Origin of the sequence: Comamonas terrae (assembly GCF_001544075.1) — a bacterium.
Taxonomy (GTDB): domain Bacteria; phylum Pseudomonadota; class Gammaproteobacteria; order Burkholderiales; family Burkholderiaceae_C; genus Comamonas; species Comamonas terrae.
This window is the reverse complement of sequence record NZ_BCNT01000004.1, coordinates 66,034-79,627: the sequence shown is the minus strand read 5'-3', so window position 1 is coordinate 79,627 and position 13,594 is coordinate 66,034. Positions and strand designations below refer to the sequence as shown.

Here is a 13,594-nt window from a genome sequence, read left to right as displayed (position 1 = left end):
TTGATTTCGGCTATTCTGAGAAAGATTCTTTCTCTCAGGTGCCATTTTGTGAATGATCTGGATAAATTCGACATCGCCATCCTCGCGCATCTGCAGGCCGATGCGCGCCTGACCAACGCCGAACTGGCCCAGCGCGTAGGCCTGTCGGCCGCACCCTGCTGGCGCCGCGTGCGCGCGCTGGAGGAGGCCGGCTACATCCGCGGCTACCACGCCGACATCGACCGCCACAAGATCGGCCTGGGCGTGCTGGCCTTCGTGCGGCTGGACGCCGTGCAGACCGCCGGGGCGCTGACGCAGGAAATGGAGGAGGCCATCCGCAAGCTGCCCGAGGTCGTGTCCTGCCACTACATCAGCGGCACCGGCACCTTCGAGCTGCAGGTGGTGGCCCGCGACCTGGACAGCTTTGCCCAGTTCGCGCGCAACACCCTGCTGAACCTGCCCAATGTGAAGGACATGCAGACCAGCTTCTCGCTGGGCGAGATCAAGTCCAGCGCGGCGCTGCCGCTGGCCCATCTGGGGCTCATGGCCGGGCAGGCGCCCGACGCGGCGGGGCCGCGGGGCAAGCCGGGCGGCTGAGGTTTGCTATTGAAAAAATAGCGAAAGGCGCTTGTTGCAAGAGGGCTGCATGCCTGTTTTTGCAAATGCGGTCACCCGTTGGTTCACATCGGAACTTTTGCCCGCAAAATGTGGCTGAATGGCCGACGATCATCTTTCCCCACCCCTAGCGCCGCAGGCTGACGATGCCGCCGGCCCCAGCCACCCGCCGCCTGCCGCGCCCGGTGCCGGCGCCGCCGAAGAGGCCGGCATCGGCGCGCCGGGCACGCTGCTGGAAGACCCTTCGGGCATGACCCCGGGCGATGTGGCCGGGGCCGCGCAGGCCGCGGCCGAAAGCCACAAGAGCCAGCAGGCGCAGAAGGCGGCCAGCGCGGTCTGGGCGCCGCTGTCCACGCCCACTTTCCGCATGCTGTGGCTGATCTGGATGGCGGCCAATACCTGCATGTGGATGAACGACGTGGCGGCGGCCTGGCTGATGACCTCGCTGACCACCTCGCCCGTGCTGGTGGCGCTGGTGCAGTCGGCCTCCACGCTGCCGGTGTTCCTGCTGGGCCTGCCCAGCGGCGCGCTGGCCGACATTCTGGACCGGCGCCGCTACTTCATCGTCACCCAGTTCTGGGTGGCCGCCGTGGCGCTGGTGCTGTGCCTGGCCGTGCTTTCGGGCCGCATGACGGCCCACATCCTGCTGGCGCTGACCTTTGCCAACGGCATCGGCCTGGCCATGCGCTGGCCGGTGTTCTCGGCGCTGATTCCCGAGCTGGTGCCCAAGCACCACCTGCCCTCGGCCATGGCGCTCAACGCCGTGGCCATGAACGCCTCGCGCATCATCGGCCCGCTGGTGGCCGGCGCCCTCATCGCCAGCCTGGGCAGTGCCTGGGTGTTCGTGCTCAACGCGGCGCTGTCGATTGTCTCGGGCTTCGTGCTGATCCGCTGGAAGCGCAAGCACCACGAGAACCCGCTGGGCCGCGAGCGCCTGCCCTCGGCCATGCGCGTGGGCCTGCAGTTCGTCAAGGAGTCGCCGCGCATGCACGCGGTGCTGGCGCGCACCGTGGCCTTCTTCCTGCAGTCCACGGCCGTCATGGCCCTGCTGCCGCTGACGGCCCAGCGCCTGCACGGCCCGGCGGCCGACGGCGGGGGCGCCAACACCTTCACGCTGCTGCTGGCCTCCATGGGCGCGGGCGCCATCGTCGGCGCGCTGTTCCTGCCGCGGCTGCGCCAGGCCTTTGCCAAGGAGCGGCTGGTGCTGCTGGGCGCGGCCGTGCAGGGCCTGGCCACGCTGATCGTGGCGCTGGCGCCCAATGTTTATGTGGCCGTGCCCGCCATGATGCTGGCCGGCATGGCGCTGATCTCCACGGCCAACACGCTGGGCGTCTCGGCCCAGATGGCGCTGCCCAACTGGGTGCGGGCGCGCGGCATGTCCATCTACCAGATGTCCATCATGGGCGGCACGGCCGCGGGGGCGGCGCTCTGGGGACAGGTGGCCAGCCTGCTGAGCGTGCAGGCCAGTCTGATGCTGGCGGCGGCCTGCGGTCTGCTGTCCATGCTGGCGGTGCAGCGGCTGATCCGCGACCGCCAGATCGAGGAGGACCTGAGCCCGTCCAAGGCCATCAAGCGTCCCGTGGTCGACGTGCCGCCCGAGGCCGGCCGCGTGGTGGTGACCATCGAATACCACATAGACCCCGCGCGTGCCGCGGAATTCCGCGCGCTGATGCAGGAGAGCCGGCGCAGCCGCATGCGCCAGGGCGCGCTGTCCTGGCACCTGCTGCACAGCATGAGCCATCCGGAGCGCTATGTGGAGCAGATCACCGACGAATCCTGGACCGAGCATCTGCGCCGCTTCGACCGCGTGACGGCCGCCGACGTGGCGCTGCGCGACCGCAAGCTGGCCTTCCACCAGGGCAAGGAGCCGCCGCTGGTGCAGCGCTATTTCGCGGATACGCAGTAGCAGGCGGCAGGGGTCCAAGGACTCTCAAAAAAAGAGCTGCCATCGCAGTCTGCATAAAGACTTCAGACATATAGCTGTCTGGAAGCAATACGCAGGAAGCGATGGCAGCTCTCTTTTTTGCTGCGCTGCGGCCGGCAGCGCACCAGGGCTTCACTTCAGATGCGGAGCCTGCCCCACCTGGCTGCGCGGCCACAGCGCCCACAGGCGCAGGTTCTGCTTCACGCGGCCTGCCAGGTCGCCGGCTTCCTGGCCCCAGCCCATGAAGAAGTCGGCGCGCACGGCGCCCAGGATGGCGCTGCCCGTGTCCTGGGCGAACACCAGGCGATTCAGCGCCACCGTGGGGCCGGGCGAGGACAGCCACACCGGCGTGCCGTAGGGAATGCTGTTGCGGTCCACGGCGATCGAGCGGCCGGGCGTCAGCGCCACGCCCTGCGCGCCCTTGGGGCCGAAGGCCGCATCCAGGCCCTCCAGCGGCTCCTCGCGGAAAAATACATAGCGTGGATTGCTCCACAGCATTTCGTTCACGCGCCCGGGATTGGCGGCGATCCAGGCGCTGATGCCGGGCCAGGTCGCGTCGCGCACCAGGCCCTGGTCCAGCAGCCAGCGGCCCACGCTCTTGTAGGGCTGGTCGTTGGTGCCCGCAAAGGCCACGCGGATCAGGTGCTGGCGCCCGTCCGGCTCGGTGATGTTGAGCCGGCCCGAGCCCTGGATGTGCAGGATCAGCGCGTCCACGGGATCGCGCAGCCAGGCAATGGCGCGGCCGGCCAGCGCGGCCTGGGCCTCGGGCAGGGTCTCGATCTGCTGGCGCGTGTACCAGGGCTTGCGCTTGCCCAGGCCCAGCGGCGTCTGGTACAGCGGCACGTTGTAGCCGTTGCCGGGTATGCGCTGGGCATCGAACATGGGCTCGTAGTAGGAGGTCAGCAGGCCGTCGGGGCCGCCGCCCACGGCCTCGAGGCGGTAGGGCTGCAGCTTTTCCATCAGCCAGCTGCGCTGCGCATCCTCGTCGGCGATGCTGAGCTGGCGCACCTCGCGGCACAGTCCGGCGAACACGGTATTGGGCCGCTCGCAGTTCTTGATCCAGGCATTCCAGGCCTCGCTGAACGAGTCCTGCTGCACGCCCGGCAGCTCGCTCCAGTCCACGGCCACCCAGCGGCTCTTGGTGGGCGTGTTCGTGGCCAGCGGCGGGCGGGCGGCCGCGCCGCCGCCGTGCGGCTGCAGCTCGGGAACCGGCGAAGGATCGTGCTGTTGCTTGGTGGTGGTGCAGGCCACCAGGGTCCCTACAATCAGCGCCATCAAGGCATGGCGCAGGAGATGGAAATTCATGGTTCTGATTTTGCTTGAAGCGCTGCTGGCGTTGGCGATTCTGGTCGCTATTGTGTGGTGGACCATGTTTTCCGGTCGGCACAAGGGGGAGTTGCCGGCCGCTGCGCGCGATGCCGCCGAGCAGAAGCCGGAGGGCGGGCAGCCGCCCCGGCCGCGCCCCTGAACGGCCAGGGCCGGCCGCCCGCTTGCCTCTGGCGGCAGTGACAATGTTTTGCAACCCGCGGCGGGGCCGGCGGGTGCAGTCCTACGAACTTGCCTTGTGACCGCTGATACGCTTGCTGCGGCTGAACTTCAACAATGAAAGCCGTTTCCCGAACCCGGTTTCCGGGAATGTTTACGAAAAAGGAGTTTTCTATGCGCAAGCAACTGGCTCTGACGGCCGCTCTGGCCTCCGCATTGTTCATCTCGGGCTGCGCGAACATGGACGGCATGTCCGACACCACGCGCCGCACGGCCACCGGCGCGGGCGTGGGCGCGCTGGGCGGCGCGGCTATCGGCGCCATCGCGGGCGGCCATGCCGGCAAGGGCGCGCTGATCGGCGCGGGCGTGGGTGCCCTGGGCTCCTACATCTGGTCGCAGAACCTCGAAAAGCAAAAGCGCGAAATGGAAGCCGCGACCCAGGGCACGGGCGTGGGCGTGTCCCAGACGGCGGACAACCAGCTCAAGCTGGACATCCCCAGCGACATCTCGTTCGACACGGGCCGTGCCGACATCAAGAGCAACTTCGCCCCCATCCTGGACCGCTTCGCCGACGGCCTGCGCAACAATCCGAATGCCGAGGTGCGCATCATCGGCCACACCGACAGCACCGGCTCCGATGCGATCAACGACCCCCTGTCGCTGCAGCGCGCCGAGAGCACGCGCAACTACCTGACTTCGCGCGGCGTCGGCGGCACCCGCATCCAGGTGCAGGGCATGGGCTCGCGCCAGCCAATCGCCTCCAACAACACGGCCGAAGGCCGCGCCCGCAACCGCCGCGTGGAAATCTACGTGGGCGAACGTGCCCAGTAAGCGCCAAGCGTGCCGATACGACAAGCCCCGCTTCAGGCGGGGCTTTTTTGCTTTGCAGGGGGATTCCAGCCGTGTCGTATTCAGCCGCCCCGGCGGGCCTTGCCGGTCACGCCAGCCTGTGCCGTGTCTTCAGCAGGCTCAGGCCCAGTGCAATGAAGGTGCCGCCCACGATGCGGTTGAATAGCTTGGCACGCGCGGCCACATGGTCCTTGACCAGCGAAATAAGCACCACGTAGAAAGCATGCGCGATCAACGCGCAGACCGCAAATGTCGTGGTCAGCAGCAGGTACTGCGTGAACAGGGATGCTTCGGGCACGATGAACTGCGGGAACAGGGCCGAGAAGAACAGGATCGATTTGGGGTTTGTCAGCGACACGCCCAGACCCTGCCAAACCAACTCCCGGTTCCTGCGCTCGCGCCGCTGCGCAGGCGCCAGGCCCGCAGCGCTGCCGAGCAGGCCCTCCTTGCTGCGCCAGCGTATGATGCCCAGCCAGATGAGGTACATCGCGCCGGCCACTTTCATCGCCAGGAACGCATTTGCCGACATGCGCAGTATGGTCCCCATGCCGATCATCGCCAGCGCGGAAACAACGAAGATGCCCGCCGAACTGCCCAGCGAGCTGAATGCGGTCCGCCTTGCCCCCACGTCCACCGAGTTCGAGATGGCCAGCAGCACGGCCGGGCCGGGAGTGAAGCACATCAGCAGCGAGACGCCGCAGAAAACAAGCCAGTGGGCGATGGACATGGTCGGGGAATATTCAGTTGCAGTAGACAGCGCGTATTTTCGTTGCGTTGTGAGGCATCCAGCCGCGCCCGCCGCCCTTCCTCTGCATTATTTCCCGGCTCTGCGGACCCTCAAGGTCCTGGAGCGCCCGCCAGGCGCCGGCGCACGTACGGCACCTCAGTGGGCATTTCTCAGCAGGTTGGCCAGTTCCACGGCCGACTTGACCTGCATCTTGTCGAAGACGCGCGCGCGATGCACTTCCACGGTGCGCACGCTGATGTCGAGCTGGTCGGCAATCAGCTTGTTGGGCACGCCTTCGACGACCAGGCGCATCACGTCCTGCTCGCGCTCGGTGAGTTCGCCCAGGCGCTTGCGCACGGCTTCGCTCGCATGGCGCGCTTCCAGGTGCCTGGCCGAGACGGCCAGCGCCTGCTCGATGCGGTCGACCAGGGCATTGTCGGAAAACGGCTTCTCGCAGAAATCGAAGGCGCCGCGCTTGACGGTATCCACCGCGGTCGGCACGTCGGCATGGCCGGTCAGGAAGATCACCGGCATGGTGTCCGTCTGGCCGCGCTCGAGCATGAGGTTGAACAGGGCCAGCCCGCTCATGCCGCCCATGCGCATGTCCAGCAGCAGGCAGCTCGGGCGCGTGACCTGCGGCCGGGACTGCAGCATGGCTTCGAAGGCTTCGGCGCTGTCATAGCATTCGCTGAGCAGGCGGCGCGAGCGCAGCAGCCAGGCCAGCGCGTCGCGCACGCTGGCATCGTCGTCCACGATATAGACGGTAGCGTCGGGTACAGGTTCCATGAAGACTCCACGGGCTGGCGCAAATTCGATGGGGCAAGGCGCCTGCTCAAGGCATGGCGCTTGTGCGTTCTCGTCTGCGCGAGTCCTAACTCGTTTCTACTCGCAGTGCGCCGGCAGCGTGAACACGAACTCCGTGCCCTGCGGGTGGTTGGGGCGGTGGACCAGGCGTCCGCCATGCTGTTCCACGACAGTGCGGCACAGGCTCAGGCCCAGCCCCATGCCTTCCGCCCGCGTGGTGAAAAAGGGCGTGAACAGCTGGCTGGCCACCTCGGGAGAGATGCCGACGCCGCAGTCCGCCACGGAAAATTCTACCCAACGCTGGCCGTAGCTCTCCAGGCCGCGTGCCTGCAGTGTCAGCACGCGGGCCGGAGTCTGCAGCGAATCCATGGCCTGCATGCCGTTGCGCGCCAGGTTGAGCAATACCTGCTCGACCATGGTGGGATCGCACAGCACGGGCGGCAGCCGCGGCTCGATCTCGGTGCGCACCTGCACCCCGAGCTTGTGGGCCTGCAGGTTCACCAGGGGCTGGACGGCCTCGAACAGCTCGGCCGCGGAGATGACTTCGCGCGACTGGTCGCGCCGGCGCACGAAGTCGCGCACGCTCTTGATCACGCGGCCCGCGCGCTCGGCCTGGATGCCGATCTGCTCCAGGGCCATGCGCAGGTCCTGCTGCTGGACCTGCAGCTGCTGCAGCGCATGGGCAGGATCGGGCAGGGTGTGCGAGAGCATGTTGAGCGAGCCCGTGGCATAGCTGGAGATCGCGGCCAGCGGCTGGGTGAGCTCATGGCTGAGCAGCGAAGCCATTTCGCCCACCGTGGCCAGTCGCGCGGTGGCCTGCAGGCGTTCCTGCGAGGCGCGCGAGAGCTCTTCCATGCGGCGCTGCTCGCTGATGTCGATGAAGGCGCTCATCCAGCCTGTGTGCATGCCCTGGGCATTGATCAGCGGAGCTTCGAAGATCAGCACCGGGAAGCGCGAGCCGTCCTTGCGCATGAAGACGCTTTCATGGCCTTCGCGCGGCGGCGGCGAGGCGCCCGAGAGGCGGTTGTCGCGGCGCTGGGCATATTCCTCGGCCAGCTCCGGCGGCCAGTAGGGCGCGACGTTCAGGCCCAGCAGCTCCTCGGCCGTGAAGCCCACCATGTTGCAGAAGGCCGGGTTGACATAGGTGATGTAGCCCTGCAGGTCGCGTGCGCGCATGCCGGTGACCAGGGAGTCCTCCATGGCCTTGCGAAAGGCCAGCGCATCGCCCAGGTCGCGCTCGGCGCGCAGGCGCCGCCGGTTGTCGCGCACCAGCACCACGACCACGGAGACCAGCGCGATCGACATCAGCGTGACCAGGGCCGTCATCACATTGGGGAAGACGCTGGGCGCGCGGTGCCAGCTGTCCATGCGCAGCACCAGCGTGTTGCCGGGCAGGTCCAGCAGCTGCTGGGACGTGAACATGCGCGAGCCGCGCCAGGCCGCGCCCACCAGGGCCAGGCGCGTGCCGTCCGGCTCGGTGAAGGAAACCTCCTGCGTGCGCGGCAGGGTCTTGCCCACCTGGGCCATCAGAATGCCCTGCAGGCTGTAGGTGCCGATCACATAGCCCACCAGATGGCCGTTCTGCGTCTGCGGCAGGCAGACGTCCATGGTTTCGGTGCCCAGGCCTTCGCCCAGCAGCTGGAAGTGGCTGGGAGAATAAGAGGGGCCGTTGAGCCGGCGCGCATGGGTGCAGGTCAGCGAGGACTCGGGCAGCATGCCGTCGCCGTGGCCATGGTCGTCCCAGTTGATGGAACGGTAAGGCGTTTCCGCGTGGGCGCGCAGGCGCAGATCGGTGCTGCGCCACTCGATGCGCATGAGTTCGCGCCGCACCTGCAGGATCTCGGCGGCGCGGATTTTCCAGGCCGCGATATCGTCGTCGGCCGCGTTGAGCGCCTGCAGGTCCTGCAGATTGCGGTTGAGCGCCACGCGGATGTCGCCAGTGGCATTGATGGTGTCGCGCTCGAGCTTGTCCTGCACCTGGGAGGCTTCGTAGCGCCCGGCCAGCCAGACCATGGTCACCAGCATGCTGGCGACCAGCATCACCAGCAGGCTCCACAGCGACCAGCGGCGCCAGGCCTGGCGCCAGCGGCGCCACGGCCAGCGGGAGAAGGGCTCGGTTTCCTGTCCGGAGGAGAAAGGGGAGGAGAGGCTCACAGCACGCGATGGGTCAAAGCCGGCAATTGTTGCCGCAATTGCCGCAGGCGTTCATGGCTCAGCTCGCCCAGGGCAATGCCGGGGCCGCAGGCCTGCAGTGCCTGCACCTCGCCCCAGGGGTCGACCAGCATGCTGTGGCCCCAGGTGCGCCGGCCGTTCTCGTGCACGCCGCCCTGTCCGGGCGCCAGCACATAGGCGAGGTTCTCCACGGCGCGGGCGCGCAGCAGCGTTTCCCAGTGGGCCTGGCCCGTGGTGTGGGTGAAGGCGCTGGGCACCAGCAGCACATCGGCCCCCTGGGCGCTGAGCGCGCGGTAGAGCTCCGGAAAGCGCAGGTCGTAGCAGACGCTCAGCCCCAGGCGCCAGACTTCGCCGCTGCGCGCCCGTACGTCGCAGACCACGGGCCGGCTGCCGGCCTGCACGGTAGCAGCCTCCTCGTAGCGCTCCTTGCCGTTCTCGAAATGGAACAGGTGGATCTTGTCGTAGCGCGCCGCGCACTCGCCCTGCGGCGAAAACAGCAGGCTGCTGTTGAGCGCATGGCCGTCGTCATCGGCAGCCAGCGGCACGGTGCCTCCCAGCACCCACAGCTGCAGTTCGCGTGCGGCCTGGGCCAGAAAATCCTGGATCGGGCCCTGGCCGAAGCTCTCGCGCACGGCAAGCTTGTCCGTGTCCCGTCGCCCCATGGCACAGAAATATTCGGGCAGGGCCACGAGTTCGGCCCCCAGCGCGGCCGCCTGCTGTATCAACAGCCTGGCCTGCGCCAGGTTGCGCTGGACATCCAGGCCGGACACCATTTGTAGGGCTGCAATCTTCATGGGTTCTCCTTGGCTTCGGTACCGGCGGGGCTGGCCGGGGTTTCGGCGGCGGGCCGTCCCGGCTCGGGCATCTTCGCATTGCTGCCCGATTCGTCCAGAGGGGAACCGTTGGCCGCTCCCTTCTTCAAGGCACGGCGCGGCAGTTCCACCACCTGCGGGTCGTCCCAGCTGCCGCGGATCTGGAATTCCTTGGTATTGGCCGCGATCAGCGGGCCGCGCAGGATCATCTGGGCCAGGAAGCTGCTCAGGCCCACCACGGGGTTGATGGCGGTTGCCACCAGCGAGGCGGTCATGGCATTGATTTCGGGCACCACCACGACATGCAGGTCCTGGGTTTCCTTGTCGATGTCGGCCGAGCCTTCCATCAGCACGGCGGCATTGACGCCCTTCATCTGCATGTTGTTGGTGCGGGCCATGCCTTTCTGGATCTGCACGTCGCCGCGCATGAAGTCGAACGAAAAACCGTTGCGGAAGACGTCGCGGAAGTCCAGCGTGAGGCGCCGCGGCAGGGCCTGCAGGCTCAGCACGCCCAGCAGCTTGGCCAGGCCGGGATCCGCCTTGAGGAACTGGCCCTTCTGCACATCCACATGGACGGTGCCGGACATGGTCCTGAAGTCGGGCGTGATGGGTGAGCCCGACCAGGCGATGTCGCCCTGCAGGCTGCCCTGGCCGTTGGCGACCACGCCGGGCATGTCGAAGCGCCTCAGCAGCTGCCCGACGTCGCGCAGCGCCAGCCGGAAGTGCAGCTGGGTATCGCCGGGATGGGCCTTGTCGCCATAGCGTATCGACCATTGGCCGTTGGCCGTCAGGCTCGCCTCGGCCGTGCTGATGTCGAAGCGCGACAGCTGCCACTGGCGGACCCCCGAGCTCTGGCCTGTGCTACCGGGCAGCAACTGGTTGCGTGCCTGCACTTCCAGGTGACCGAGCGAGCGGGCGCCCAGGCGGAAATCGTCCACGGAGATCTGCAGCGCCGGCAGCTCGCGTACCGCGGCATCCTGCTCGTTGACGAGGTCGAGGCCGCTTTCCGCATCGGGAATGGTCAGGCGCGAGAGCCTGGCGATGAGCTGGCCCGCGGGCTCCTGCGGCGAGCCCTCGCGGTATTCGATGGTACCTGCCAGTTCGCGCGCGGTGATCTGGCTGCTCCAGGCCTTGCCGGCATGGCTGGTCAGCACGGCGACATCGTGCAGCTGGCGGCCGTGCAGCCGGAGTTCGCCGGCCTTGAGCTCCAGCTGCTGCGGCAGGTACTGGCGCATGTCGTCCATCGCGCTGCCGGGCTTGCCGCTGTCGGCGGCGGTGGGGCTTTCGCCGGCCAGGTCCTGCAGCAGATCGGTCCAGGCGTCCACGTCCAGCCGGGGTTGCTCCATGCGCGCCGCCAAGCCCTGCGGGGGCAGCTTGCCGGCGTCGGCCTGGGCTCCCGGGGCGAGCACATAGCTGCCGCGCTGCACCTGGGCACCGCCGTCCTGCAGTTTCCTGTCGATCATTGCGGCACCTGCGTTGCCCCATTGCACGCTGAGCTGGTCCGCTTCGGCAGACAGCAGGCGGCGGCTGATGCGCACCGGCAGCGTTTCCTGGACCGGCTTGCCCAGCGGCGCCGGCAATTGCAGGCCCATGCCCTGCAGATCGCTCTGGAACGTGAATTCCGTGGCCTTGTGGATGTTCAGCTGCAGGCTGTAGCGGGCCTGGCCCTGCAGATGCTTCGCCATGCGGGCGAAGGGCCCCAGCTCCCTGGCTTCCTGAAGGCCCTTGGCCGTAGCCAGGCCCTGTACCTGGATCTGAATGGGTGTGGAGCTGCCGGCGGCAGCGTTGGCTGCGGGCTTCATGCCGCCTTCGATCCTCACGGCGCCGCCCAGCGCCCTGGCCTGCACGCCGGTCAGATTGAAGCCCGTCTCGGAAAACTGCACGGTGCCGCGCGCCTGGCTCAGCAGGGGGACCTCGGGCATGAGCTGGATGGAGTTGCCGTTCAGCTCCACCGCGCCGCTGATCTTGCTGCGCTGCATGTGCGCCGTCGGCAGATGCAGCTTGAGCGCCAGTTTCGCCGGTCCGTCGCCACGGCTTTCATCGAGTGCGTGTTCGGTAAGGGCCGACAGCGCGGAAGCCTGGACGATGGCCAGCATGTCGCCCAGCGGGCCGTGGGCCCGGGCCTGGACTTCGACCTCGGTCTGGTTCCAGTCGTCCACGGCGGCCTGCGCATCGTCCAGCGCCACGGCGCTGCCGCCCAGCATGCCCCTGGCCTTGCGCACATGCATGGAATTCTTGTCGAAGACCAGCTCCCCTGTGAGCTGGGTCAGGGCAGGCCAGGGCTTTTCGCCCGGCGACAGCAGATAGGCTGGCACATACTGGTAGTGCACGTCGTGCACCCGGGCCTCGACATGGAAGTCGCCTCTGGCGCTGCCTTTTGGGCTGCCCTGGTGTGCCTTGTCGAACGGGAAATGCTCGAGGTCGCCTCTGACCCTGAAGTTCACCGCACTGGCCTGGCCGGCCGTGACGGCCTCGCGCACATAGCGGCGCGCATCGTCGCCCACTTCCAGAGGCAGGTAGCGATGGATGCGCGCGCCATTGGCCCGGCCGAGCTGGCCCTGCAGCTCCAGCAGGCCGGGGAAGCGGGGCTCGGCCGCGGTGCCGGCGCCGGTCTGCCATCGGGCCTGGAGCTGGCCCGCCGTATCGTCGTTGGCAAAGCGCAGCTGCGGCACCTGTACCTTGATCGTCCGGTCCTTGCCCTGTCCCTGCAGCTGCCACTGCACGGTGGCATCGAGCTCGTCCAGGGGGATGTCGGGATCTTCGAAGACACCGGGAAAGCTCAGCACGGCCTGCGGACCCTGGCTTGCCCGCCCGATCCGGGCACGGCCGCTGTCCTGGTCGAAGGCGAACTGGCCCGAAACGCCCTGGAAGCCCGGAACGCCGGTGTGCCCGGGGCCCTGGTCCGACGGCTGGCCGCGCAGCTCCAGCTGCTCGAATTGGCCCGAGGCCTTGTAATGGGTGGGTGTATCGACGGGGCCGCGCCAGGACAGCTGCAGCTGGTGCAGCCGGCCCGAGGGTGCCAGGGCCTGCAGCTGCGTCTGCAGGGCCTGGGGAACGGGCAGCCGGCGCAGCACCTGGGAGGCAATGGCCAGGTCCAGGCCGTCGGCGCGCAATTCGCCGCGCTCGCCCTGCGGCCCTTGCTCGGAAGCCCCCGTGGGCTGGTAGCGGAGATTGAAGTCGCCGCGTGGCCAGTGCAGGCCGTCGCCCGTGGTGAAGCTCAGGCCCTGGACGGCCAGCTGGTAGCCGTCCTGGCTTCTGGCGCTAAGGCGGCCATGCAGCGATTGCAGCTGCAGCGGCTGGGGCTTGTCCTTCCACTGCAGCTGCAGCGCCTCGATGGCCAGGTCGGCCACCGTGCCCACCGGCTGGCCGCGGCTGACTTCCACCCAGGCGCGCACCGAGCCCTTGCCCTGCTGCAGCTTCCAGTCCTGGGGCTCCAGGTACTGCCCGAGCTGGGACAGGTCTACCTGCGCAAAGTCCATGAAGGCCTGGCCGCTCCAGCGCTCGATCCGCCCCTCGTGCACGGAAAGCAGGGGTTCCCTGAAGCGCCCCATCAGGCTGAAGCGGTGGCCCCAGGCTTCGGGCGGCGTGGCATCCAGGCGCAGCGAGTGGCTCCAGCCCTTGTTGCGCAGCACCAGATCCACATCGTGCAGCGCAAGCGGCGGGGCCTGGAGCTTTTCGTCGATCCATTGCACCGAACCGCGGCGCAGCGCAATCTCGGGCTGGGACAGAAACCAGTCCGCATGGTTGTTCTTGTCGGAACCGCTGGCGGTGACCGCAATGCCTGCCACGAAAATCTGACCGTCCGGCGCGCGCCGCACGGTCAGCTCGGGGGCTTCCACATAGATCTGCTCCACGCCCAGCGTGAGCAGCGAGCGGGCCGAGACGGCCACCACCACCCTGGCCAGGTGCAAGGCCTTGCCGCCGTTGGCCGGGTCGTGCAGCACCACGTCGGTGAGCTCGAAGGTGGGCACCAGCCCGTCGCGGCGGGCCGCCAGGGCTTCGATGGTCACAGGTATACCCAGAGCGCGTGAGGCCAGGGACTGCAGCTCGGGGCGCCATTCGCTGATTCGCGGCACAATCCAGAGATGGAGCCCTGCCCACACGGTGGCGGCGGCCAGCCACAAGGCCAGGACCAGTCCCAAAGACCACCGTGCCAAGCTGGCCAGCCTGTGGATCAGGCGAGTCGGGTGCGGTTTCGGTTCGATCATCTGTGGCTCAAGCAATGGC

10 protein-coding genes are annotated in these 13,594 nt (G+C 68.0%); 4 read left to right on the top strand and 6 right to left on the bottom strand.

Annotated elements, in window-relative coordinates; genetic code table 11:
• Positions 1-48 precede the first annotated feature (48 nt).
• Both Cte04_RS06675 and Cte04_RS06670 read left to right on the top strand, forming a co-directional pair.
• Positions 49-576, top strand: coding sequence for an Lrp/AsnC family transcriptional regulator (locus Cte04_RS06675; RefSeq protein WP_066474269.1), 528 nt, complete (start codon positions 49-51; stop codon positions 574-576).
• Between the two features lie 118 nt (positions 577-694).
• Entirely contained in the window at positions 695-2,500 is a 1,806-nt protein-coding gene (locus Cte04_RS06670; RefSeq protein WP_083526542.1) for an MFS transporter, read from the top strand.
• Between the two features lie 150 nt (positions 2,501-2,650).
• Here Cte04_RS06670 and mltA read toward each other — a convergent pair whose 3' ends face one another.
• Positions 2,651-3,823, bottom strand: coding sequence for a murein transglycosylase A (gene mltA / locus Cte04_RS06665; protein ID WP_066474265.1), 1,173 nt, complete (start codon positions 3,821-3,823; stop codon positions 2,651-2,653).
• Here mltA and Cte04_RS21740 point away from each other — a divergent pair.
• On the top strand, positions 3,822-3,986 hold the full coding sequence (locus Cte04_RS21740) for a hypothetical protein (protein ID WP_169798041.1): 165 nt from the start codon (positions 3,822-3,824) through the stop codon (positions 3,984-3,986). The two genes, mltA and Cte04_RS21740, sit on opposite strands and share 2 nt — an antisense overlap.
• A 191-nt stretch (positions 3,987-4,177) precedes the next feature.
• Positions 4,178-4,834 carry a YiaD family glycine zipper/OmpA-like lipoprotein gene (locus Cte04_RS06660; protein WP_066474257.1) on the top strand — a complete coding sequence of 219 codons (657 nt, stop codon included), beginning with the start codon at positions 4,178-4,180 and terminating at the stop codon, positions 4,832-4,834.
• A gap of 106 nt (positions 4,835-4,940) precedes the next feature.
• Here Cte04_RS06660 and Cte04_RS06655 read toward each other — a convergent pair whose 3' ends face one another.
• The 5 genes from Cte04_RS06655 to Cte04_RS06635 all read right to left on the bottom strand — a co-directional run bounded on the left by Cte04_RS06655 (position 4,941) and on the right by Cte04_RS06635 (position 13,575).
• Positions 4,941-5,579, bottom strand: a complete 639-nt coding sequence (locus Cte04_RS06655; RefSeq protein ID WP_066474256.1) for a LysE family translocator — start codon at positions 5,577-5,579, stop codon at positions 4,941-4,943.
• A 156-nt stretch (positions 5,580-5,735) separates the two neighbouring features.
• Positions 5,736-6,365 carry a response regulator transcription factor gene (locus Cte04_RS06650; RefSeq protein ID WP_066474252.1) on the bottom strand — a complete coding sequence of 210 codons (630 nt, stop codon included), beginning with the start codon at positions 6,363-6,365 and terminating at the stop codon, positions 5,736-5,738.
• Positions 6,366-6,461: 96 nt separating this feature from the next.
• Positions 6,462-8,423 carry a two-component system sensor histidine kinase NtrB gene (locus tag Cte04_RS06645; RefSeq protein ID WP_083526568.1) on the bottom strand — a complete coding sequence of 654 codons (1,962 nt, stop codon included), beginning with the start codon at positions 8,421-8,423 and terminating at the stop codon, positions 6,462-6,464.
• A gap of 110 nt (positions 8,424-8,533) precedes the next feature.
• Positions 8,534-9,349, bottom strand: a complete 816-nt coding sequence (locus Cte04_RS06640; protein ID WP_066474242.1) for a carbon-nitrogen hydrolase family protein — start codon at positions 9,347-9,349, stop codon at positions 8,534-8,536.
• Positions 9,346-13,575: a YhdP family protein gene (locus Cte04_RS06635; protein ID WP_066474240.1), complete on the bottom strand. Its 4,230-nt coding sequence runs from the start codon at positions 13,573-13,575 to the stop codon at positions 9,346-9,348. The genes Cte04_RS06640 and Cte04_RS06635 overlap by 4 nt, the downstream gene beginning before the upstream one ends.
• Between the last annotated feature and the right edge of the window lie 19 nt (positions 13,576-13,594).

Coding starts and splice junctions, on each gene's coding strand:
- Cte04_RS06640 (WP_066474242.1), bottom strand. CDS start 9,349: ATGAAGATTGCAGCCCTACAAATGGTGTCCGGCCTGGATGTCCAGCGC.
- Cte04_RS06655 (WP_066474256.1), bottom strand. CDS start 5,579: ATGTCCATCGCCCACTGGCTTGTTTTCTGCGGCGTCTCGCTGCTGATG.
- Cte04_RS06660 (WP_066474257.1), top strand. CDS start 4,178: ATGCGCAAGCAACTGGCTCTGACGGCCGCTCTGGCCTCCGCATTGTTC.
- Cte04_RS06670 (WP_083526542.1), top strand. CDS start 695: ATGGCCGACGATCATCTTTCCCCACCCCTAGCGCCGCAGGCTGACGAT.
- Cte04_RS06645 (WP_083526568.1), bottom strand. CDS start 8,423: ATGCTGGTCGCCAGCATGCTGGTGACCATGGTCTGGCTGGCCGGGCGC.
- mltA (WP_066474265.1), bottom strand. CDS start 3,823: ATGAATTTCCATCTCCTGCGCCATGCCTTGATGGCGCTGATTGTAGGG.
- Cte04_RS21740 (WP_169798041.1), top strand. CDS start 3,822: ATGGTTCTGATTTTGCTTGAAGCGCTGCTGGCGTTGGCGATTCTGGTC.
- Cte04_RS06650 (WP_066474252.1), bottom strand. CDS start 6,365: ATGGAACCTGTACCCGACGCTACCGTCTATATCGTGGACGACGATGCC.
- Cte04_RS06635 (WP_066474240.1), bottom strand. CDS start 13,575: ATGATCGAACCGAAACCGCACCCGACTCGCCTGATCCACAGGCTGGCC.